Source organism: Actinoplanes sp. NPDC048796 (genome assembly GCF_040650035.1).
Classification (GTDB): Bacteria; Actinomycetota; Actinomycetes; order Mycobacteriales; family Micromonosporaceae; genus Actinoplanes.
In genome coordinates, this window is the sequence record NZ_JBEZGO010000004.1 from 61,537 (window position 1) to 81,564 (window position 20,028).

Genomic DNA, 20,028 nt, shown 5'->3' on the forward strand with positions numbered 1-20,028 from the left:
ATGGCCGTGTGCGTGATGAGGTGGCGGACGTTCGGCGTTTCGTGGCGGCCCTGGGCGACATCAGGGCCCGCCTGTTCCGCGACCTGGCGCCGGTCGCGGACGTGGCGGGGCTGCTCGCCGCCGTCCGGGCCACCCGCGAGTTGCCGCGGAGCGGATCGACGATCAGCGGCCTCGAGTACCGGGTCCACGGGGCCGGTTGCCGCATGACCGCTTCCGACGGCCGGCAGGTCGACGTGGACCTGGTCCGCGACCCGGTGACCGGCGAGTGGGCGGAGGTGTTCGACGGCTGGCGCGTTCACTGGTTCCTCGGCGAAGCCGTCAGCGGAGCCCAGCGGGCCGCGCGGCTCACCGCGGCGTGCGGGGAACTGGCCCGGCGAGGGGAGCTGCGCGAGGTCGTACCCGAGCGCTGGTTCGCACTGCTAGAGTGCCGGACGGTCGACGGGGACGGGGGTTCGGGTGACGGTTTTCGGCTGCCGGGTCTGTGGAAGTGAGCTGACGGTTCCGGTGTCGAAGGTGGCTCTTCCGGTGCACGCGCACCAGAAATACGGGAACGGGCCGGGTTCGCTCGAGGCGGTGCTGGAACCCGGGACGTACGCGGTGGATCCGCTGCCGTTCGGTGAGCCCTGGCGGCGCTGGGAGGAGCTGGGGAGCGGCGAGGCGGAGGCGCTCGGCTGGTACGCCCCGACGTTCGGGGTTTCCAGCGGGCCGTCCGGCCGGGTGCTGCTCGCGCCGGGGGACGCCCGCCACGCGGTCATCGATCCGGCGCTGGTGGGCGACACCGCGTGCTGCGGGCTGGACGGCCGGGAACCCAACATGGTCTGCGTCTCCTGCCGGACGCCGGTGGCCACCCGGATCGACGACTGCGGGCTGCGGCACGCGGTGTGGCTGCACCCGCCGGCGACCCACGTCATCCAGGAGGGGCCCGGGCCGCATCCGGCGCTCGACTGGGAAGAACTGTTCGACCGGCGGCCCGGCGTTCCCGCGCTGGAACCGGAAGGTCACTGGAACCCGATGTGGGAGGCGGCCGTCGCCTCGGCGCTGGCCCATCTGCTGGCCGCCACGGGCGGCGACCCCATCCGGATCCCCGATCATCGGGTGGCCGGGATCTTCCAGCCCGTACTCGACCGTCTCCTCGGCCCCGCTGTCTCGGAGCCGGAGCTCACCCTCGTCCTGGCCGGACCCGGCCTGCCCGCCGCCGGCGGCGACGTCGCGCTCGTCCCGGACCATCCGCAGACCGGCGAGTACTGGCCGGTGGCCCCACCCGTGACGCCCGTGCCGCTGGCCTGGGACGCCTGGCGGTACCTGGCCTTCCACCGCGATCCGAAGCCGGTCGGGCGCTCCGTCCCGGTCCCGCCGGAGGCGCCGCCGCCCCGGCTTCCCGATCATCACCTCCGGCCGGACGGGCGGGTCTTCCTCCGCGTGCTGGCCCGGCTGCCCCAGGTCAGGCAGCCCCGGCTCCGTGCCATCTATGAACGGGGCAGTTTCTTCGGCTACAGCTACTACTCCTTCTAGGGTGCGGCGATGGATGAGGCATGGGCCGAGCGGTGGCGCGATGACACTCGTACGGCGATAGCGGCGTTTCTCGGCACCTTCGAGGCCCGGTTCGGATTTCCGCCGGGGGAGCACGAGGTCAGCGGCCCCCTCCGCCGCGGAGTTGGCCAGATTGTCCGGTGACCTGCTGACCTTCCACCGGGCCGTGGCGGACGCCGATGGCGCCACCGAGGTGGCCGCGAATCTGCGGGACTTCCTGACGTCCCCGCGGCGGGAGCTCACCGGAGACGAGTTCACATGAGTGTGCTGGGGGAGTTCCGCCGGATGTCGCCGGCGCTTCTGGAGGAGATCAGGGCGGACCCGGCGAACGCCTGGAACCGGGTCGGCGCGCTCGACGACATGCTGGACCTCGATCGGGCCTGGGAAAGGCTGGCCGACCTCATGGACCGGTCGGGCTTTCCGCTCAACCCGATCACCGGCGGAGTGCCCTTTCCCGACGAGCGCCATGACTTCGGGTCGTCCCTGACCGCGAAGCAGGTCAAGGCGGCGGCGGAACACTTGTCGGTGACACCGTTCGGGGCCTTGGAGGTCCATCTGCGGCCACTGCTCGAGACCGAGGAGCCGCACGGCGGCCACGTCGACGAGAGAAGAGCGCGGGCCATCCGCGACAGGCTCGCGCTGGCGTACTTCCTGTTGGTGGGGTTCTACCGGACAGCCGCGGCCGAGGGGCAGGCCACAGTCTTCTGGGCCGCCTGACGCCACTCTCTCCGATGTCGGCCAGGTTCGGCGGCGCCGCCGCCGTGTATTGCCGCGACGGCGGGCGCCGTTCAGAACGCCGGGCCTGGCGCCGGCTCAGGTCGGAGACGGCTCGGGGCCGGGGCGACCGGTCGAGGGCGGGCCGTCCCAGGGGCCGGGTTCCCGTCCTTGACCCGGTTGCGGCGGTGTGCCGGGACCAGGGTCGGAGCCGGCGCCAGTACCGGAGCCAGGACCAGGAGCGGGACCAGGACCAGGAGCGGGACCAGGACCAGGGCCAGGAGCGGAACCGGGGCCAGGAGCGGGGCCGGGGCCGTAGCCGGGCGGGGTGGGGCCTGGGCCATAGCCGGGTTGAGGGGTGGTGGGTGGGGTTGCGTTCGGGTCGGGGGGTGGGGGTGGGGCCAGTTCCGCGTTCAAGGCGTCCAGGACCGTGTAGACCTGCGGGCGCAGCAGGCGCCAGTCTCGCGCGGCGGCCTGGGCGTCGCTCTCGTCGTCGATGGTGGCTATCAGGTCGCGGAGCAGGACGGCGATCTGGTTCGCCGTGGCCTGGCGGGTGGGGTCGGTGGTGCGCGAGGACAGCGACTCCCAGCGGGTGATCAGGGCGATCAGGTCGTCCCGGACCGGCGGCCAGGCCAGGCGGCGGTCGGCGAAGGTGGCCGTCTCCAGGACCCGGGGGATGCCGCGGTCCAGCAGGGCGCGGGTTTCGGCGGTCAGGCCGTCCAGTTCGGTGTCCCAGGAGTCCTTCTTGCGGGTACGGGCGATCAGCACCGCCGCGATCACCCCGCCCACGGCCAGGAAGAGCAGGAACCAGGCGAGCAGGCTGCCGGAGTCGCTGTCGTCCGAGGCCGGCACCGCGGCGGCCGCCGAGGACGACTTGGCGGTGGCCGCCGGAGGCTGCTCGGCGGCGGCGGTCGTGGTGCGTGTCGGCTCGGGCTCGGCGGTCTGCGGCGGTTCGGTGGTTCGCGGCGGTTCGGCCGTCTGCGCAGGCTTGGTGGTCCGCGGCGGCTCCGTGGTCCGCGGCGGCTCCGTGGTCCGCGGTGGTTCGGTGGTGCGGGCGGGCTCGGTGGTACGGGTCGGTTCCGGGTCCTGCGTGCGAGTGGCCTCGGCCCGGGTCCGGGTCGGCTCGGCCTCCTCGGTGGAGTCGCCAGTGGGCTCGCCGGTCGACTGGGGGCGGTCGAGGGTGACGGACGGCCGGGTGGAGGGCAGCGAGACCCCACCATCCCCGTCGCCGCCGCAGGCCGTCAGGGGCATGAGGGCGGCGGCGGTGATCATCCCGCCCAGGAGGGTGCGCGTCAGAGCTCTCATCATCAGGCCACGATGTGCAGGTCGTGGCTGGTGTTGTTCAGCCGGCGGCCCGCGTTCTCGGTGACCGTGACGATGTCCTCGATGCGGACGCCGAAGCGGTCCGGCAGGTAGACGCCCGGTTCGATGGAGAAGCACATGCCGGGCACCATCGGCCGGGTCTCGCCCTCCACCATGTACGGCGGCTCGTGCGTGGTCAGGCCGATGCCGTGACCCACCCGGTGGATGAAGTTCTCGCCGTAGCCCGCGTCCGTGATGACCCGGCGGGCCACCCGGTCGATCTCCTGGCACGGCACCCCGGGCTGGACCGCCTCGAACGCCGCCTGCTGCGCGGCCCGGACGATGTCGAACACGTCCCGTTCGAGCGGGGTCGGCGGCCCCACGTGGACCGTGCGGGTCGTGTCCGAGCCGTAGCCGTCCTTCAGGCCGCCGAAGTCGAGCACCACCATGTCGCCCTCGGCGATGACCCGGTCGCCCATCTCGTGGTGCGGGTTGGCGCCGTTCGGCCCCGACCCCACCACCGTGAAGTCGACCTGCGAGTGGCCGTTCTCGCGCAGAAAACCGGCCAGGTCGCGGCCGACCTGCGTTTCCGTACGGCCGGCGAAGCGTACTTGTTTGATCTGCTCGTACGCGGCGTCCGCGGCCGCCCCCGCCGCCTCGAGCAGGGCCAACTCGTCCGGGCCTTTCACCGCCCGCAGCATCGGCAGCGACGCCGTCATCGACGTGTAGCGCGACTGCGGCAGCGCCGCCTGCAGGCCGAGCAGGTGCATGGCCCAGGCGTTGTCCGAGATGGCGTAGCGGCCGGCCGGGTCGAGCAGGCGCGAGACCGGCTCGTACGGATCGGTGCCGTCGGCCCAGTCCGTCGTCTCCACCACCGAATAGCCGGGCGCCGCGGCCGCGTCGGGGCGTTCCAGGGTCGGCACGATGAGGTGCGGGTCGTGGTCGCCGTCGAGGATCAGCAGGGTGAGCCGCTCGGTGATCGCTGTCGGCTTGTATCCGGTGAAGTAGGCCAGGTCGGGGCCGGGCGTGACCAGCAGCCCGGTCAGGCCGGCCGAGGCCGCCTGCTCCATCGCGCGCTCCATGCGGCGGGCGAAGTCTTTCGCAGTCATGCCGATGCACCTTCCGGAAGGGGCTTGGTCGGGATGGTGTGGCTCGAGGCGGCGGCGGCCGCGGCCAGGTGGACGGCCTGTACGGGTTCGGCGCGGTGCCGGCGCAGCAGGACGACGAGGGCGACGCCGGCCAGCGACATGATGGCCAGGAACACCGACGCGGCGCTGAGCCCGGCGGCCAGCGCGTCCGCGGCCGGTTCGCCCTGATGGTTCGCGGTGGCGGCGGCGGAGACGGTGGCGGCGGCCGCCACGGCCAGCGATCCGCCCACGTACCGGGCCATGTTGGAGATGCCGGAGGCCTGGCCGACCTGGCTGGCGTCGACCGACGAGGTGGACGCGGACGAGGCGGGGCCGTTGGCGAAGCCGAGGCCGACGGCCAGGACGATCAACGGAACGACGAACGCCGCGTATGCCCAATCGGCCGTGACGAAGATCAGCGCCCCGGCGCCGATCGTGGCCAACAGGAAGCCGCCGGCGACCGCGACCCGCCCGCCCAGCTTGACCGCGAGCGGGGTGATCAGCGGGGTCACGGCGATCATGGCGGCCGCCGCGGGCAGGGTCGCGAGGCCGGCCTCGAGCGCGGTCATGCCGAACCCGGCCGGATCCTGGAAGTACAGGGACAGCAGGTACATCAGCGCGTTGATGACGCCGGCGACGAGCAGGATGGCGATGGTCGAGCCGACCAGCACCGGGTTGCGCAGCAGCTTCAGGTCGACCAGGGGCGCCGCCGCGCGTTTCTCCACGGCCACGAAGCCGGCGCCGCCGAGGACGGCGATGACCAGGCAGGAGATGGTCGGTACGGACAGCCAGCCCCAGCTGCCGCTCTCGCTGAGCGCCAGCACCAGCGGCACCAGCAGCACGGCCACGAGCAGGGTGCCGAGGATGTCGATCGACTTGCTGCGATGCTCGTCGCGCGATTCCCGTACGGCCGCGAGGGTGAGCGGGACGCACGCGGCGGCGATCGCGGCGTCGATCCAGAACAGGCCCTGCCATCCGGTCGATCCGACCAGGACACCGCCGATGAGCGGGCCGATCGCGGCCCCGATGGCGGACGCCGCGCCCCACATGGTGATGGCCTTCATCTGGGCCGCCCCGGACGAGGCGACCGACAGCAGGCTCATCCCGCAGGCGAGGATGGTCGATCCGGCCGCGCCCTGGATCATCCGGCCCGCGATGACGCCGGCGGCGTTCTGCGACAGCGCGATCAGCGCGCAGGAGGCGACGAACAGGACGAGGCCGCCGAGGAAGATCTTGCGGCGGCCGAAGACGTCGCCGAGCGCGCCCGAGGTGACGATGACCGCCGCCCCGACCAGCATGTAGCCGGTCACCGCCCATTGCAGCAGGTCCACCGAGGCGCCGACGTCCTGGCTGATCGCCGGGAGGAGAATCGTGACCGCGGACGTGTTGGCGTTCACCACCAGCGCGGAGACGCACGCGGCGAGGAGCACGCCGGTGCCCGCGGCCCGGTTCGTTGTCACCGTCATGCGATCAGGGTCGCTGCCGCCTCCGTACGCCGGGATCCTTCGTTCCGGATGAATCCGGTTCGCACCGGGCACGGTTAGCTTCGGCCGATGGAGATCCTCGGACCGCTCGTGGAATGGCTCCTGCGCGGCAGCTTCGAGGGCACAGAACGCAACGAGCGCATCGTGTACGACGTCGCGAAGCGCTACGGCTACGCCGCCGAGGTCACATTCCTGGCCGATTCGGCGCTGCTCACAGTCGACGGCCGGGCCTACTCGTACAGCCGGGAACCTGGTGTCCCGCCGCTGAACCAGGTCACCGCTTTTAAGAGGCTGCTGCACGGCCTGCCCGATTTGTCGGAGGTGGAGGCGGCGGCCCGATTCAAGAAGATCACCGCCATGCCACCCCGCTGGAACAAGGCCTGGCAGGTGGTGGGGCTCGTGCTGTTCAGCGTCGGCTTCGGCATCTCGGTGCAGGCCACCTGGCAACAGGTCGGCGTCTCGGCGCTCACCGGCCTTCTGGTCGGCGGGCTCGTCGTCTCGGGCCGCATGCGCCTGGCCCAGCCGTTCGTCGCATCCGTGCTGGTCACGGCCGTGGTTCTTCTGCTGTACGACCACGGGGTGCTCGACGGGGGACCGATCCAGCTCATCGTCCCAGCGCTGTTCTACTTCATCCCCGGCGACGCGATCAGCGCTGGCGCCCTCGAACTGGCCATGAACCGGATGACCGCCGGCGCCGCCCGCCTCATCTACAGCACCGTCGTCCTGCTCGTGCTGGCGTTCGGCGCGCTGGTCGCGACCGTGCTGCTCCAGATGCCGCCGAGTGTGCTGTTCGACGTGACAGTGCCCGGCAATCTCGGCCCGTTCGAGGTGTGGGGCGGCTGGGTGCTGTTCGCGCTCGGGGTGATGTTCGTCTTCCAGATGGCCCCGCGCGACTTCCCGTGGGCGCTCGGCCTCATCCTTCTCACCGCCGCGGCGGCCGAGCTGGCGACCCGGGTCCTGGGCGATCCGTTCGGGACCTTCTTCGGCGCCGTGGTGATGACTGTCGTCGCCTTGCGGCTCGGCCGGCGTCCGGGCGTGCCCCCGGCGTACGTCCTCTATCTCGGCGCCTTCTATGTCCTGACCCCGGGATCGCATGGCCTGCGCGGGCTGGAGAGCTGGGTCGGCGGCAATCCGATCCAGGGCGTGGGTGGCGTCGCCGACATGGTCGGGCTGCTGATCGCCATCGCCGTCGGGATGCTGGTCGGGGCGACACTCACCCGGAAAGGGTGAGGTGCGTTGCATCCAGGGCCACCGATGATCCGAGGATGAGCGCGACGGATGTGCCCGCCAACACGGGCGACAGGGCCGCGAAAACCCAGCAGGCGGTCAGATACATCTCCTGGGTCGCACTTGCCCTGATGACGACGAGTTCGGTGGCCAGCCTGAGGCCGGCCCCGACCATGGCGGTCTACGGACTGGCCAGCATCTTCCTCTACCTGCTTCCGGCCATCGTGTTCCTGCTGCCGACCGCGCTGGTCTCGGCGGAGCTCGCCTCCGGCTGGAACGGCGGGGTCTACAAGTGGGTGAGCGAGGGCATCTCGAAGCCGATGGGCTTCCTGGCGGTGTGGTGCCAGTTCGCGATGACCATCTTCTACTATCCGAGCCTGCTGGGCTTCGTCGCCAGCACCCTGGCCTACGTCATCAACCCGGATCTGGCCTCCAGCGGCGTCTGGACCGCGATCGTCATCATGGTCTGCTACTGGACCGGCGTCTGGGTCTCGTCGCGCGGCACCAGCGGCGTGGCCGGCCTGGCCAGCGCCGGTCTGGTCATCGGCACGCTGATCCCGGGCACCCTGCTGGTGATCCTGGGCATCGCGTTCCTGGGACAGGGCAACGAGTCGGCCGCCCCGATGACCGCCGACAACCTGCTCCCGGCGTGGGCCGGCCTGTCCAGCCTCGTGCTCATCGTCAACAACTTCCTGTCCTACTCGGGCATGGAGATGAACGCGGTGCACGTGTCCTCGCTGCGCAAGCCCGGCCGCGAGTTCCCCCGGGCGATGTTCCTGGCCATGGGTCTCGTGCTGCTCATCTTCATCCTGCCCGCGCTGGCCATCAGCTGGATCGTTCCGGCCGACCAGCTGTCGCTCACGGCCGGTGTCATGCAGGCCTTCGACGCCGTGTTCGCCGCGTTCGACTCGCAGTGGCTCACCCCGATCCTGGGCGTCATGCTGGTGGCCGCGTCGCTCGGCGGCATGCTCACCTGGCTGGCCGGCCCGTCCCGGGGCCTGCTGCTGATCTCGCGCCAGGAGGGCTACCTTCCGCCGTTCCTGCAGAAGCTCAACAAGCACGGCGTGCAGCAGAACATCCTGGTCACCCAGGGCCTGGTCACCACGGTCATCGCCCTGGCCTACGCGCTGATCCCGGACGTCTCCAGCGTGTACTGGATCTTCTCGGTGATCACCACCCAGGTCTACCTGATCATGTACCTGCTGATGTTCGTGGCCGCGGTGCGGCTGCGCCGCAACAACCCCGACCACCCGCGCGGCTACCGGGCTCCCATGCTGACCGGCCTGTGCGGCGTCGGCTTCGCCGCCTCGCTGGCGGCGCTGCTCATCGGATTCGTGCCGTCATCCCAGTTCGGTGACGGCAACGTCGCCGCCTACCTGGCGATCGTGGCCGGCGGCGCGCTCGGGCTGGGTCTGCTCGTGCCGTATCTGTTCTACCGCTCGCGCAAGCCGTCCTGGAAGACCGAGGAGGCCCCCGCATGAACGTCTCGGTCCAGCACAAGAGCAACACCGTCACGTACATCGTGCTCGGCATCGTCTTCCTCGTGCTGTTCGGCACGGCGCTGTTCGCCTTCAGCAGCGCCCACGAGTCGCGGCAGGCGCAGGAGAAGGCGCAGGAGCTCCAGTCACAGCTGTCGGCCGCCGGCATGCGGGTTCCCCCGACCGATCAGATCGTCCGGGTCCTGGGCGACGACGGCGGCGCGGTCTGCGACAACCCGGGCAACGCGCTGCGGCGGGCCACCCTCTACGGCCTGCTCACCAACGGGGCCGCCGGGCCCGGGCAGCGGCCGGTGATCGCGGACAACAAAGCCGTACAGGGCCAGTTGATGATCATCAAGGTCTACTGCCCGCAGTACGTGGAGGACTTCCAGAAGGTCATCGACGACCTCAAGCTCGACGACGTGGCGGCGGCGTGATGCGTGCACAGATCGACGAACTGATGGGCCGGGCCCGTACGGACCTCGCCGAGCTGGTGTCCATCCGCTCGGTCGCCGACCCGCGGCAGTATCCGGCGTCGGAGTGCGCGCGGGCGGCCCAGTGGGTGGTGGACAACTTCGCCGAGGTCGGCTTCACCGACCTGGCGCTGAAGGAGACATCGGACGGGAGCCGCGCTGTTTACGGCGTACGGGCGTCAAGCGTCCCGGACGCGCCGACGGTGCTGCTGTACGCGCACTACGACGTGCAGCCCCCGCTCGACGAGGACGCCTGGCGGACGCCGCCGTTCGAGCTGACCGAGTCGGGCGGGCGCTGGTACGGCCGGGGCGCGGCCGACTGCAAGGGCAACATCGTCATGCACCTGACGGCGTTGCGCGCCCTGGGCCCCGACCTTCCGGTGAACCTGAAGCTCATCGTGGAAGGCTCCGAGGAGCAGGGCACGGGCGGCCTCGAGGACTTCGTCGCTCGCCACCCCCCGTTGCTGTCGGCCGACGCGATCCTGGTCTGCGACACCGGAAACGCGGCCGTAGGCGTGCCCGCCGCTACCGTTACGTTGCGGGGTCTGGTCAATGTAGTCGTCACCGTGAACACGCTCTCCGGCGAGCTCCACTCCGGAATGTTCGGAGGCGCGGCGCCGGATGCCCTGGCGGGACTGATCCAGATATTATCGTCTTTGCGCGACAAATCGGGCAACACGACGATCGCGGGACTCGACCATACGCAGACCTGGACGGGCGCGCCGTACCCGACCGACCAGTTCCGCTCCGACTCCGGCCTGCTCCCCGGCGTGGGCCTGCTCGGCGACGGCACGGTGTCGGACATGATCTGGGCCCGCCCCGCGGTCACGGTCCTCGGCATCGACGCTCCGCCGGTGGTCGGCTCGGCCGCGGCGATCCAGCCGCACGCCCGGGCCCGGCTCAACCTGCGCGTCCCGCCCGGCACCGACGCGGTGAAGGCCCAGGACGCCCTGATCGCCCAGCTGCACGCCGCCGCCCCGTGGGGCGTGCGGGTCACCGTGGAGAAGGAGGCCATCGGCCAGCCCTTCGAGGCCCGGACCGGCGGCCCGGCCTACCAGGCCCTGTCGGCGGCCATGAAGGAGGCCTTCGGCCGCGACATGACCACCCTGGGGCAGGGCGGCTCCATCCCGCTGTGCAACGTCTTCGCCGACACCTATCCCGACGCCGAGATCATCCTGATGGGCGTGGAGGAGCCCCAGGCCCTGATCCACGCCCCCAACGAGAGCGTCGACCCGGCCGAGATCGCCGCCCTGGCCCACGCCGAGGCGCTGTTCCTCCAGTCGTACCGGAAGTAGGCGCGAGCCCGGCCTCCCACATGGGAGGCCGGGCTCGTCATCAGAGGTTGATCATGTGGCCGGCGATGCCCTCGATGGCCTCCTTGACCGCCTCGGACAGGGTCGGGTGGGCGAAGACGTTGCGGGCCACCTCGTCGGCTGTCAGGTCCCACATCTGGGCCAGGGTGAGGGCCGGCAGCAGCTCGGTGACCTCGGGGCCGATCAGGTGGGCGCCGATGAGCTCGTTGTGCTCGGCGTCGGCGACGATCTTGACGAAGCCGGCCGTCTCGGCCATGCCGCGGGCCTTGCCGTTGGCCGAGAACGGGAACTGGGCGACCTTGACGTCGTACCCCTTGGCCCGGGCCTGCTCCTCGGAGTAGCCGAACGAGGCGATCTGCGGCTGGCAGAACGTGGCCCGCGGGATCATGTCGAAGTCGATCTCCTGGGTCTCGGCGCCGGCGATCGTCTCGGCCGCCACCACACCCATCGCCTCGGCGGTGTGCGCCAGCATCAGCTTCGCGGTCACATCGCCGATGGCGTACACGCCCTCGACGTTCGTCCGGCCCCGGGCGTCGACCTCGATGGCGCCGCGGTCGGTCAGCTTCACCCCGGCCGCGTCCAGCCCGTAGCCCTCGGTGCGCGGGGCGAAACCGAACGCGGCCAGCATCCGGTCGGCCTCGAGCACCTTCGCCTCGCCGCCGCCGGCCGGGCTCACCGTGACCCGTACGCCCGTGCCGGTGTCCTCGACCTGCTCCACCTTGGTGCTCAGCAGGACCTTGACGCCCAGCTTGCGGTAGTGCTTGAGCAGTTCCTTGGACACATCGGCGTCCTCGGTGGGCACCATCCGGTCGAGGAACTCGACGATCGTCACGTCCACGCCGAAGTTGGCCATCACATAGGCGAACTCGACGCCGATCGCGCCCGAACCACCGATGATGATCGAGCCGGGCAGCTTCTCGTCGAGGATCTGCTCCTCGTACGTCACCACGTTCTGGCTGGTCGCCATGCCCGGCAGCATCCGCACGGTGGCGCCGGTGGCGATGATCAGGTTGTCGAACGTGTGCTGCTCGCCGTCCACGTCGATCGACTTCGGCCCGGTCAGCGTGCCCCAGCCGTTGATCTCGGTGATCGCGTTCTTCTTCATCAGGAAGTGGACGCCCTTGGCGCTGGCCTCGGCCACCTTGCGGCTGCGCTGATGGGTCGGCGGGAAGGACATGGTGGCGTCCCCCTCGATCCCGAACGTCTTCTTCTCGTGCGTGATGATGTGCGCGATCTCGGCGTTGCGCAGCAGCGCCTTGGACGGGATGCAGCCCACGTTGAGGCAGACCCCACCCCAGTATTTGTGCTCGACCACGGCCACGGTCTTGCCGAGCTGCGCCGCGCGGATGGCTGCGACATATCCCCCGGGCCCGGCACCGAGGACAAGAACATCAAAATGACTCACCCACCAAGCCTATCGACGCCGCCCGCCTCGCCCGCTCCGACAGCGCCGATCAACCCGCCGGTCGCTGTGTCGACCACGTGGCGGACGATCGCGGGGTGAGCGCTTTCGGTGTGTGCCCGAACTGCGGACAGGATGACATCATCCGGATCCCGCCGAGTACGGCCGCCGGGCAGGGGGCCAGCGGGGTGCCGGTCAACGCCCTGCGCCTCATCCTGTTCGCCCGGCTGATCTGCCTGACTTGCGGCCTGGTGCGGGAGTGGGTCGACGACCGGGACAAGCTCGACCAGCTGCGCGCGAAATACGGCCGTCAGCAGTAGTTGCCGCGATCAGCCGCGGCCGGGTCAGGCCGTCGGTGAAGGACGGGCTGAACGGATGCCGCGGATCCACCGGCCCAGCCGGCCGGGGTCGGTGGCGATCACCTGGCCGGCGGCGGCCGTCAGAAGGTAGGCGAACGAGAGCACGTACAGCCAGCCGATGTAGGTGAAGGCGACGCCGATCGTGCCGAAGCGGGCCGCGCTCACGTCCAGCGCGTGCGGCAGGTAGAACGCGCCGGCCGGCCGCAGGATCAGCATGGCGGCCGCGTACAGAAGCGCGCCGGGCGCGAGCAGCCGGGCCGGGATCTGCCGGGCGGTCAGCACCCACGGCAGGAACAGCGCGCCGCCGAAATCCGCGATCAGGGTCACCAGAGCCACGGTGAAGTACGGGGCGGGGGCCTCCCACGCGGCCCGCTCCAGCAGCCGGATCACCACCACGCTGAACGCCAGCACCAGGACCGCCACCAGCCATCGCCAGGCGTGCCGGGGGTTGCTGCGCGGGCGGGGCCGGCCCCAGATCGTCGCGTAGGCGCGGGTGAAGGCCCGGGCCAGGCTGGTCGTGGAGACCAGCACGATCAGGGCGCCGACCAGGCCGAACGCGTTGACGCTGCTGCCCGAGATGGCCTCGTTCAGCACCTTCGCCACCTCGTCGGGCACCTTCACGACCTCGGCCAGCTTCTCGTCGAAGGTCCGGCCGAGCAGCACCGCCATCATGATCAGGAGCGGGAAGATGGAGGTGAAGAGCTGCGCGGCCAGCGTCATGGCGCGATCGAAGATCTCGAGGCGGACGATGACCGCGAGGGTGCCGAGGCCGACCCGGCCGGGCCAGCGGGTGGACGCCCACGACCACAGGGCTTCCGCCCAGCGCGGCGCGCTGAGCACCGGCCGGGTCGTCACCGTCAGCGGCTGTCGGTGCTCACCGGGGCAAGCGGCGTGGCCGTGCCGGCCTCGGCCGCGGGCTCCGACTCGGCGCGGCTCTTCTTCCGGCGGCCGATCACCACCGCGGCCGCGCTCGCGGCGGCCACCCCGGCCGCGGCGATCAGGGCGGGCCGGCGCGACTTCCCCTTGCTCTTCTTCCGAGACTTCGTCATGGCTGAATCCTCCGATCGCGGACGCCCGGAATGCCTCATCCGCTAAGGATGGGCGTCGTAGTCGGGCCGGACCTCTCGGCCGTGCGCGGTGACGGCGTAGATCGTGATCATGTTGAAGGAGATGATCAGGACGGCGTACACCGGGAACGCGGCGAGGAAGGCCAGGTTGGTCAGCGAGCTCAGGAACGCCAGCACGATCGCGAAGATCCGTCCCCAGCTCGTGCCGGCGAGCAGGCCGAGACCGACGACGATCTGCACGGTGCCGATGATCAGATGGGTCCAGCCCCACGCCGTCCAGCTCGTGGCGACCAGCAGCCGGGACTCGTCGATGGCGAACAACTCGTGCCGGAACAGCGCCAGGACACCCAGCGTGACCTGGAGAATGCCGACGATGGCGAGCAGCACCGCGGCGAACACGACCCAGCCCGCCCATGCGGTGGCCCCGGTCGGGCGATTCTGTACGGACATGACCTCAGGGTGAGCCGCCGTACGCCTCGCGACCTCACCCGCGAGGAATGAGCCCGGCTCAGTCGCGGGCCGAGCTCGCGTCCCTAGGCGGGAGAGCCGGAGCTCGCCGGCGATCCGGTTGAGGGGTGAGGTCGGTCGGCCGGAGCGGCAGCACCCGCTGTTCGGCCGCGGTGAGCCTGGTTCATGACCTGGCCACTATCCACTCCGGTCATCCATCTACGGAATCACCCAGGTCGGGTGATGTGACTGTTGATGATCGGGAGAAAACTCTGCGTAGACACCGGAGTCCCCGTGGGCAGGCCGCGATGTGCCCGGGTGACACCGATGCGTACAGGCGGGGCGATCGCATATGGGGGTCATTGATGCATGGGGAGATCGCTACCGAGCTGACGACGACCGACGGCGAGCCGATCATGACGATCAAACTGGAGCCGCCGGGTCTCCCGCCGTGGTGGGTGGTTCGCGAACGGCTGCGTGAACGGCTCGACGCCGGGCCGGCTCGCGGTCTCACCGTCGTGACCGGACCAGCCGGATCGGGCAAGAGCAGCCTGGTCGCCGACTGGACGGCCAGCGGGCACGCCGGCGGCCGGGTCGCGTGGCTGACGCTGGAACCGGACGACGACCGGCCCGAGACGTTCTGGTCGTACGTGCTGGCCGCGCTCCAGCGAGCCGGTGTGCACGTGACCAGCCAGTGGCGCGAGGGCGCAAAACGGTCCTTCCTGGTCCGGCTCGTGGTCGCCCTGTCGGCCCAGGACGAGCCGGTGGTGCTGATCCTCGACAACGTGCACGCGCTGACCCGGGCGTCCATCCTGGACGGTCTGCACTTCCTGGTCGAACACTGCGGGCCCGGGCTGCGCTGCGTCCTGGTCGGCCGCACCGATCCGCCGCTGCCGCTGCACCGCTACCGGCTGGCCGGATCGATCACCGAGATCCGCCACGACGAGCTGGCCTTCACCCCGGCCGAGGCGGACGCGCTGCTCACCGCGCACGGCGCCCGGCTCGACCCGAACTCCGTGGCCGAGCTGACCGAACAGACGCACGGTTGGGCCGCCGCGCTGCGGCTCGAAGCCCGGGCTCTGCCCATGTCGGGGGACAAGAAGGACGAACTCGCCGAATACATCCGCGGCGAACTGCTCGGCGAGCAGACCGCCGCGACCCGTGAGCTGCTGCTGCGCACGTGTGTGGCCGAGCGGCTGCCGGCCGGGCTGGCCGTCGAGCTCAGCGTCCGCCGCGACGCCGCGCAGGTGCTGGACCGCCTTGCCCGGCAGGGCGTCTTCGTGACCGCCACCGCCGGCGGCGAGCGGACCTACGTGCATCACCCGCAGATCCGCGAGGTGCTGCTGACCGCCCTGAGCGAGGGACCGGTCGACCGCGTCACCGGCCTGCACCGCCGGGCCGCCCGCTGGTACGCCGGCTTCGACCGCTACGCCGAGGCGCTGCCGCACGCCCTGCTCGCCGGGGAATGGCTGCTGGCGGCCACCTCGGTGGTACGCAGCCTCGGCATCACCGACCTGCTGGACGGCCACGGCGCCGCCCGCTTCACCGCCCTGCCGCCCGACCTCGACCGGCCCGAGGCCGCTGTCGTCGCCGCGGCCGTCGCCCACTACCTCGACGACCCCGAGGCCTGCGCCAAACACCTGCTGCGGGCCGGCGAGATGGCCGGCGGGCACGACGTCCGCCTGCCGCTGAGCCTGGCCGCCGTCGACGTGGCCCGGGCCCGCCGGCACGGCCGGCCCGACGATCTGGCCGCCTCGGCCGAGATCGCCTGGCGGATGCTCGACGAGGCCCTGGTCACCGGAGTCGCCGTACCACCGGCCCTGGCCTCGCTGATCCGCCTGGCCCGGGCCGAGAGCCTGCTCTGGCGGCACGACCTGACCGGCGCCTGCGCGGTGCTGCAACCGTCCGAGAACGACGGCGGCGAAGTGCTCGGCCGGCTCGCCCTGGCCGAAGCGCTCTGCGGCCGCCTGCGCCGGGCCAACGAACACGCCCGCCGGGCCCTGGACCGCACCGGCCCCGACGACGGGCCCGGCGACGCGGCGGCCGACCTGGCCCTGGCCTGGGTGCACAGCGAGGAGTACGACCTCACCGCGGCCCGGGTCCACGCCGAACAGGCGGCGGCCCGCCTCGACGAGCGCCCGGACGCCCTCCTGGCCGGCCTGCTGGCACTGGTGCGGGCCCGCGTGCACCGCGGCGGCGGCGACACCGCCCGGGCGGCCGAGGCCCTTGCGGCCGCGCCGGCCGGCGCCATGCCACAGTGGCTCACCGAAATGCTCACGCTGACCCGCGACGCGCTGCTCACCCCCGGCCGGCCGCCCGCGGCCGGCGGCACGACCGCGCAGCACGCCATCGCCGAGGCGACGGCCGCGGTGGCGGCGGGCGAGACGACCAGGGCCCGGGGCATCGTGGCGGCGCTCGGCGAACGGCCCGGCCTGCCGCTGGACGTGCGGGTCGACGGCTGGCTGGTCACGGCCGCGGCCGAGCTGACCGACGGGCACCGCGACCGGGCCCGGCGCGCCCTGCACCGGGCGCTGGCCCTGGCCGAAAGTGAACGCCTTCGGCGGCCGATGCTCGAGATGGCGGCCCCGGTGCGGCGCTTCCTGCGCGAGGACCGCGACCTCGCCGTACGACATGATTGGCTCGGTGTGACCCCGCGCCCCGCAAGCGTGCCGGTTCCCGCCGCGCCGCCGCCCCCGGCGGTCCCGGCGGCCCCGGTCATGGTCGAACCGCTCACCGCCAAGGAGACCGAAGTCCTGGGCTACCTGGCGCAGCTGTTCTCCACCGAGGAGATCGCCCGCACCATGTACGTCTCGGTGAACACGGTCAAGACCCACGTCCGCGGCGTGCTCCGGAAACTGGCCGCGACCCGGCGCAACGAGGCGGTCCGCCGGGCCCGTGACCTGGGTCTGTTGTAGCTCATCCGGCGAGGGTGACGACCGGCGTGAGCTCAGGCGAAATGGTGAACGACATGACGTCCGTCCTCCCCTCGTGGCGGGAAACCCCGTCGAGACAGCGGATCCTCGAGTTCGTCGCGGTGGCGGTGGCCGGGATCCCACCGGAGGACCGCATCGCGGTCTTCGACAACGACGGCACGCTGTGGTGCGAGAAACCGCTGCCCGTGCAGGCCGACTTCCTGCTGCGCCGCATCGGTGAGCTGGCCGGCCGCTATCCGGCGCTGCGCAGCCGGCAGCCGTTCAAGGCGGTGGCGGAAAGGGACCACGACTGGCTGGGCGGGGCGATCACCAAGCACTACCAGGGCGACGACGCCGATCTGCGGGAGATGGCGGCGGGATTGTTGCAGGCGTACGAGGGGACGACTGTCGACGAATTCGCCGAACTGGCCCGGGACTTCCTCGTCAAATGCGAACACCCGACCCTCGACCGGCCGTACGTCGACACGGCCTACGTGCCGATGCGGGAGCTCATCGACTACCTGATGGCGAACGGCTTCAGCTGCTACATCGCGACCGGGGGAGGACGCGATTTCCTGCGCACGGTCAGCGCGGACGTGTACGGCATCCCGGCCGACCGGGTGATCGGCAGCTCGGTGGCGCTCGAATACCGCGACGGCCGGATCGTGCACACGGCCCGGCTGGACGTCTTCGACGACGGCCCGGCCAAGCCGGTGCGCATCTGGAGCCGCGTGGGGCGCCACCCGATCCTGGCCGCGGGCAACGCCAACGGCGACCTGCCGATGCTGCGGGCGGCGGGCGGGGGGCGCCGCGACCCGCTGCGCATCGTGGTGGTCCACGACGACGCGAAGCGCGAGTTCGCGTACACGGCCGGCGCGGGGGAGGCCATCGCGGCGGCGGAGGCGGAGAACTGGGTGGCCGTCAGCATGGCCGGAGACTGGTCACAGGTCTTCGGCCCACGGTGAGGGGGGAAACCGAGGGTGCGCGGGGAGGGCGATCCCCGCGCACCCGAGGTTAGGTTTGGGACCATGAAGCTCCTGATCCCGGACAGCATCACGCTGGACCTCTCCCTGCCCTCGGGCGTGACAACCTCCGAGTACGCGGTCGACAAGCCGCTCAGCGACGACCAGACCGGCGCCGAGGCGATAGTGGTGTGGGGCAACACGGCCGAGCAGCTGCGCGACACGGCGGCGCGGCTGACCGCGGTGCGCTGGGTGCAGACGCTGGCGGCGGGGCCGGACGCGGTGCTGGCGGCGGGCTTCGGGCCCGACGTCGTGATCACATCGGGGGCGGGACTGCACGACCTGACGGTCGCGGAACACACGCTGGGGCTGACGCTGGCGGCGGCGCGGCGGCTGAATTTGCTGGTACGGGCGCAGGTGGGGCACCGGTGGGCGCGGGAACTGGGCGGCAACCAGCCGGTGCACGACCCGACCGCGTTCCGCACGTTGCGGGACGCGCGCGTGGTGATCTGGGGGTTCGGGGGGATCGCGGCGACGCTGGCGCCGTACCTGACGGCGCTGGGGGCGACGGTCACGGGGGTGGCGCGGAGCGCGGGCAAGCGGCACGGCTTCGAGGTGGTGACGGAAGACGAGTTTCCGTCGCTGCTGCCGGAGACCGATGTGCTGATCTCGATCCTGCCGGCTACGGCTTCGACTCGGCACGCGGTGAACGCCTCGGTGCTGGCGCTGCTGCCGGCCCGAGCATGGCTGATCAGCGTGGGGCGGGGGTCGGTGGTGGACGAGAGCGCGCTGCTGGCGGCGCTGCGGGCGGGGCGTCTGGGTGGGGCGGCGATGGACGTCTTCGAGACCGAACCGCTGCCGGTGTCGTCGCCGTTGTGGGATGAGCCGAACGTGATCATCACGCCGCATGCGGCGGGTGGGCGGCCGGTGGGGGCGGCTGAGTTGGTGCTGTCCAATCTTTCGGCGTTTCTCTCCTCGGGGGCCTTGAAGAACGTGGTGGAACGGTAGGCGTCGTTCTTGCGGTGGACGGCCGGGGGCGGAGGGCGGCCGCTCTCGGCTGGCTGGGGAGCGCTTTACGCCGTGAGCGGCCACCCTCCGCCCCCGGCCTTGCCGGGTATCGAGCTGCGGGTACGGGTGGGTCACTGGACTCTGGGGTGCCGGGCTCGGCCGGGGGTCACCTTGCGGAGGTGGGTGGGGGGGCTGGTCGGCCATTCCAGGCCGGTTGCGCTCTTCTTGGCTGAATTCTGCGACAGCCTTGGACTGGGATCGCCACGCCGGACTTCGCGGGCGGGCCGGCGTTCGTCGCCCCCGCCGAGCGGGTCGGCCACCTTTCGGACGTCGGCCTGCGCTCGGCGAGCGGCCCGGTCTTCGGGCTTGGACACGCCGGACAGCAAACGGGTGATGCCGTTCTGGAAGGCGGTGTTCGGCCCGGCAGTGCGGCGACCAGCCCGTGTTTCGTAGGGCTCGGAGCCATTGGTTGATGGCGGGCGGGCGTCCGCCCTTCGACCCTTTGGCTTTGCGGTGGGCGTCCTGGTCGCTCTTGCTCGGAATGCGCGCGGCGATACCGTGACGGCGCAGGCCGGCGCCGGTGCGGGCCACCGAAGTTTGGCCGGCACGGTGATGAAATGAGGGCTGTCGCCGCGTTGCCCGGCGGTGACCACAGCGGCCATCATTCTGCGGCCTTGCTCGCAGACCAGATGGGTTTTGGTGGTCCGGCCGCCCACCTGCGCGGCCGATCACGGCCCGTTCCGGCAGGCAGCAACGGTTCCAGCGTCGCCCACTGCAGGTCGGTCAGGTCGTGTCGCCTCGCTGCCGCTACGCTCGGCCGAGTAGGCCGACCCGGAAGGCAACGAGGTTTGCCGGCGTACCTGGTGGAACCGCGAGGACGATCAGCGGCTTGTTCGTGGGGACGGGCGGCACCTAGCATCGGTGGATGGAGCGCCGTGGGGCTGTGGCTGCTGTAGTCGGGGGCTATGTCGTGGGGGTCGCCTTTCTTGTGGGGGCCCTGCTGGTCTTCTCGGGGGCGGTGACTGTTGCCGGCCTGGGCGAGGAGACGGTCGTGCAGCGGGTCGGCGCTGGGATGCTGGCTGTCCTGCTGGGTGGTGTGACGCTGTGCGCTGCCACTCTCCGGCTGGGCGGCGGCAACGCGGGGGCTGGTACGGGGGCTTCTCCGGTCGAGGACGCCTACCTCTATCCGGGGGCGCATCCCGGGGTGGGCGAGTTCTAGAGTC

The 20,028-nt window shown here is 71.4% G+C and carries 20 protein-coding genes and 1 pseudogene; 13 read left to right on the top strand and 8 right to left on the bottom strand.

Annotated features, from left to right (window positions below; translation table 11 throughout):
• The first annotated feature begins 8 nt into the window (after nucleotides 1-8).
• The 4 genes from AB0C26_RS18855 to AB0C26_RS18870 all read left to right on the top strand — a co-directional run bounded on the left by AB0C26_RS18855 (nucleotide 9) and on the right by AB0C26_RS18870 (nucleotide 2,247).
• Nucleotides 9-491 (top strand): DUF6896 domain-containing protein, encoded by a 483-nt coding sequence (locus tag AB0C26_RS18855; RefSeq protein WP_360248469.1) that lies wholly within the window; start codon nucleotides 9-11, stop codon nucleotides 489-491.
• Complete coding sequence (locus AB0C26_RS18860) at nucleotides 457-1,512, top strand: hypothetical protein (protein WP_360248471.1); 1,056 nt, start codon at nucleotides 457-459, stop codon at nucleotides 1,510-1,512. The genes AB0C26_RS18855 and AB0C26_RS18860 overlap by 35 nt, the downstream gene beginning before the upstream one ends.
• 151 nt (nucleotides 1,513-1,663) lie before the next feature.
• Nucleotides 1,664-1,792: a hypothetical protein gene (locus tag AB0C26_RS18865; protein ID WP_360248473.1), complete on the top strand. Its 129-nt coding sequence runs from the start codon at nucleotides 1,664-1,666 to the stop codon at nucleotides 1,790-1,792.
• A complete protein-coding gene (locus AB0C26_RS18870; protein ID WP_360248475.1) occupies nucleotides 1,789-2,247 on the top strand; it encodes a DUF1877 family protein in 459 nt (152 codons plus the stop codon). Before AB0C26_RS18865 ends, AB0C26_RS18870 begins: the two co-directional genes overlap by 4 nt.
• Nucleotides 2,248-2,343: 96 nt before the next feature.
• Here AB0C26_RS18870 and AB0C26_RS18875 read toward each other — a convergent pair whose 3' ends face one another.
• The 3 genes from AB0C26_RS18875 to AB0C26_RS18885 are packed head-to-tail and all read right to left on the bottom strand — an operon-like array spanning nucleotide 2,344 to nucleotide 6,139.
• On the bottom strand, nucleotides 2,344-3,552 hold the full coding sequence (locus AB0C26_RS18875) for a hypothetical protein (protein ID WP_360248477.1): 1,209 nt from the start codon (nucleotides 3,550-3,552) through the stop codon (nucleotides 2,344-2,346).
• Entirely contained in the window at nucleotides 3,552-4,655 is a 1,104-nt protein-coding gene (locus tag AB0C26_RS18880) for an aminopeptidase P family protein (protein ID WP_360248479.1), read from the bottom strand. The genes AB0C26_RS18875 and AB0C26_RS18880 overlap by 1 nt, the downstream gene beginning before the upstream one ends.
• Nucleotides 4,652-6,139 (bottom strand): MFS transporter, encoded by a 1,488-nt coding sequence (locus tag AB0C26_RS18885; protein ID WP_360248481.1) that lies wholly within the window; start codon nucleotides 6,137-6,139, stop codon nucleotides 4,652-4,654. Before AB0C26_RS18885 ends, AB0C26_RS18880 begins: the two co-directional genes overlap by 4 nt.
• Before the next feature lie 87 nt (nucleotides 6,140-6,226).
• On the opposite strand from AB0C26_RS18885, the gene AB0C26_RS18890 reads away from it, so the two are divergent.
• The 4 genes from AB0C26_RS18890 to AB0C26_RS18905 are packed head-to-tail and all read left to right on the top strand — an operon-like array spanning nucleotide 6,227 to nucleotide 10,630.
• Nucleotides 6,227-7,387, top strand: coding sequence for a threonine/serine exporter family protein (locus AB0C26_RS18890; protein WP_360248483.1), 1,161 nt, complete (start codon nucleotides 6,227-6,229; stop codon nucleotides 7,385-7,387).
• 35 nt (nucleotides 7,388-7,422) lie between these two features.
• Nucleotides 7,423-8,865, top strand: a complete 1,443-nt coding sequence (locus AB0C26_RS18895; RefSeq protein WP_360248485.1) for an APC family permease — start codon at nucleotides 7,423-7,425, stop codon at nucleotides 8,863-8,865.
• Complete coding sequence (locus AB0C26_RS18900; protein ID WP_360248487.1) at nucleotides 8,862-9,299, top strand: hypothetical protein; 438 nt, start codon at nucleotides 8,862-8,864, stop codon at nucleotides 9,297-9,299. The genes AB0C26_RS18895 and AB0C26_RS18900 overlap by 4 nt, the downstream gene beginning before the upstream one ends.
• A complete protein-coding gene (locus tag AB0C26_RS18905; RefSeq protein ID WP_360249983.1) occupies nucleotides 9,299-10,630 on the top strand; it encodes a dipeptidase in 1,332 nt (443 codons plus the stop codon). The genes AB0C26_RS18900 and AB0C26_RS18905 overlap by 1 nt, the downstream gene beginning before the upstream one ends.
• A 40-nt stretch (nucleotides 10,631-10,670) precedes the next feature.
• Here the strand turns inward: AB0C26_RS18905 and lpdA are convergent, their stop codons facing one another.
• Nucleotides 10,671-12,053 (bottom strand): dihydrolipoyl dehydrogenase, encoded by a 1,383-nt coding sequence (lpdA, locus tag AB0C26_RS18910; protein ID WP_360248489.1) that lies wholly within the window; start codon nucleotides 12,051-12,053, stop codon nucleotides 10,671-10,673.
• A 95-nt stretch (nucleotides 12,054-12,148) separates the two neighbouring features.
• Between lpdA and AB0C26_RS18915 the strand changes: the two genes are divergently transcribed.
• Nucleotides 12,149-12,370, top strand: coding sequence for a hypothetical protein (locus AB0C26_RS18915; protein WP_360248491.1), 222 nt, complete (start codon nucleotides 12,149-12,151; stop codon nucleotides 12,368-12,370).
• Between the two features lie 24 nt (nucleotides 12,371-12,394).
• Here AB0C26_RS18915 and AB0C26_RS18920 read toward each other — a convergent pair whose 3' ends face one another.
• From AB0C26_RS18920 to AB0C26_RS18930, 3 genes are read right to left on the bottom strand one after another with little or no spacing between them, the layout of a single operon-like run.
• Nucleotides 12,395-13,264: a YhjD/YihY/BrkB family envelope integrity protein gene (locus AB0C26_RS18920; protein ID WP_360248493.1), complete on the bottom strand. Its 870-nt coding sequence runs from the start codon at nucleotides 13,262-13,264 to the stop codon at nucleotides 12,395-12,397.
• A 2-nt stretch (nucleotides 13,265-13,266) separates the two neighbouring features.
• Nucleotides 13,267-13,458: a hypothetical protein gene (locus AB0C26_RS18925; protein WP_360248495.1), complete on the bottom strand. Its 192-nt coding sequence runs from the start codon at nucleotides 13,456-13,458 to the stop codon at nucleotides 13,267-13,269.
• A gap of 42 nt (nucleotides 13,459-13,500) precedes the next feature.
• Nucleotides 13,501-13,926: a hypothetical protein gene (locus tag AB0C26_RS18930; protein WP_360248497.1), complete on the bottom strand. Its 426-nt coding sequence runs from the start codon at nucleotides 13,924-13,926 to the stop codon at nucleotides 13,501-13,503.
• A 362-nt stretch (nucleotides 13,927-14,288) separates the two neighbouring features.
• Here AB0C26_RS18930 and AB0C26_RS18935 point away from each other — a divergent pair, with 362 nt between their 5' ends.
• The 3 genes from AB0C26_RS18935 (at nucleotide 14,289) to AB0C26_RS18945 (ending at nucleotide 18,805) form a co-directional block, all read left to right on the top strand.
• Nucleotides 14,289-16,838 carry a LuxR C-terminal-related transcriptional regulator gene (locus AB0C26_RS18935; protein ID WP_360248499.1) on the top strand — a complete coding sequence of 850 codons (2,550 nt, stop codon included), beginning with the start codon at nucleotides 14,289-14,291 and terminating at the stop codon, nucleotides 16,836-16,838.
• Nucleotides 16,839-16,891: 53 nt separating this feature from the next.
• Complete coding sequence (locus tag AB0C26_RS18940; RefSeq protein ID WP_360248501.1) at nucleotides 16,892-17,800, top strand: HAD family hydrolase; 909 nt, start codon at nucleotides 16,892-16,894, stop codon at nucleotides 17,798-17,800.
• A 63-nt stretch (nucleotides 17,801-17,863) separates the two neighbouring features.
• Nucleotides 17,864-18,805, top strand: coding sequence for a phosphoglycerate dehydrogenase (locus tag AB0C26_RS18945; RefSeq protein WP_360248503.1), 942 nt, complete (start codon nucleotides 17,864-17,866; stop codon nucleotides 18,803-18,805).
• 441 nt (nucleotides 18,806-19,246) lie between these two features.
• Here the strand turns inward: AB0C26_RS18945 and AB0C26_RS18950 are convergent.
• Nucleotides 19,247-19,348, bottom strand: a pseudogene (locus AB0C26_RS18950) (IS5/IS1182 family transposase); the annotation flags it as partial.
• 400 nt (nucleotides 19,349-19,748) lie between these two features.
• Here AB0C26_RS18950 and AB0C26_RS18955 point away from each other — a divergent pair.
• Complete coding sequence (locus AB0C26_RS18955) at nucleotides 19,749-20,024, top strand: hypothetical protein (protein ID WP_360248505.1); 276 nt, start codon at nucleotides 19,749-19,751, stop codon at nucleotides 20,022-20,024.
• Nucleotides 20,025-20,028 lie beyond the last annotated feature (4 nt).

Bases quoted from the DNA above. Each gene is read 5' to 3' on its own strand.
- AB0C26_RS18870 (WP_360248475.1), top strand. From the start codon at position 1,789: ATGAGTGTGCTGGGGGAGTTCCGCCGGATGTCGCCGGCGCTTCTGGAG.
- AB0C26_RS18875 (WP_360248477.1), bottom strand. From the start codon at position 3,552: ATGATGAGAGCTCTGACGCGCACCCTCCTGGGCGGGATGATCACCGCC.
- AB0C26_RS18880 (WP_360248479.1), bottom strand. From the start codon at position 4,655: ATGACTGCGAAAGACTTCGCCCGCCGCATGGAGCGCGCGATGGAGCAG.
- AB0C26_RS18885 (WP_360248481.1), bottom strand. From the start codon at position 6,139: ATGACGGTGACAACGAACCGGGCCGCGGGCACCGGCGTGCTCCTCGCC.
- AB0C26_RS18890 (WP_360248483.1), top strand. From the start codon at position 6,227: ATGGAGATCCTCGGACCGCTCGTGGAATGGCTCCTGCGCGGCAGCTTC.
- AB0C26_RS18895 (WP_360248485.1), top strand. From the start codon at position 7,423: ATGAGCGCGACGGATGTGCCCGCCAACACGGGCGACAGGGCCGCGAAA.
- AB0C26_RS18900 (WP_360248487.1), top strand. From the start codon at position 8,862: ATGAACGTCTCGGTCCAGCACAAGAGCAACACCGTCACGTACATCGTG.
- AB0C26_RS18905 (WP_360249983.1), top strand. From the start codon at position 9,299: ATGCGTGCACAGATCGACGAACTGATGGGCCGGGCCCGTACGGACCTC.
- AB0C26_RS18925 (WP_360248495.1), bottom strand. From the start codon at position 13,458: ATGACGAAGTCTCGGAAGAAGAGCAAGGGGAAGTCGCGCCGGCCCGCC.
- AB0C26_RS18930 (WP_360248497.1), bottom strand. From the start codon at position 13,926: ATGTCCGTACAGAATCGCCCGACCGGGGCCACCGCATGGGCGGGCTGG.
- AB0C26_RS18935 (WP_360248499.1), top strand. From the start codon at position 14,289: ATGCATGGGGAGATCGCTACCGAGCTGACGACGACCGACGGCGAGCCG.
- AB0C26_RS18940 (WP_360248501.1), top strand. From the start codon at position 16,892: ATGACGTCCGTCCTCCCCTCGTGGCGGGAAACCCCGTCGAGACAGCGG.
- AB0C26_RS18945 (WP_360248503.1), top strand. From the start codon at position 17,864: ATGAAGCTCCTGATCCCGGACAGCATCACGCTGGACCTCTCCCTGCCC.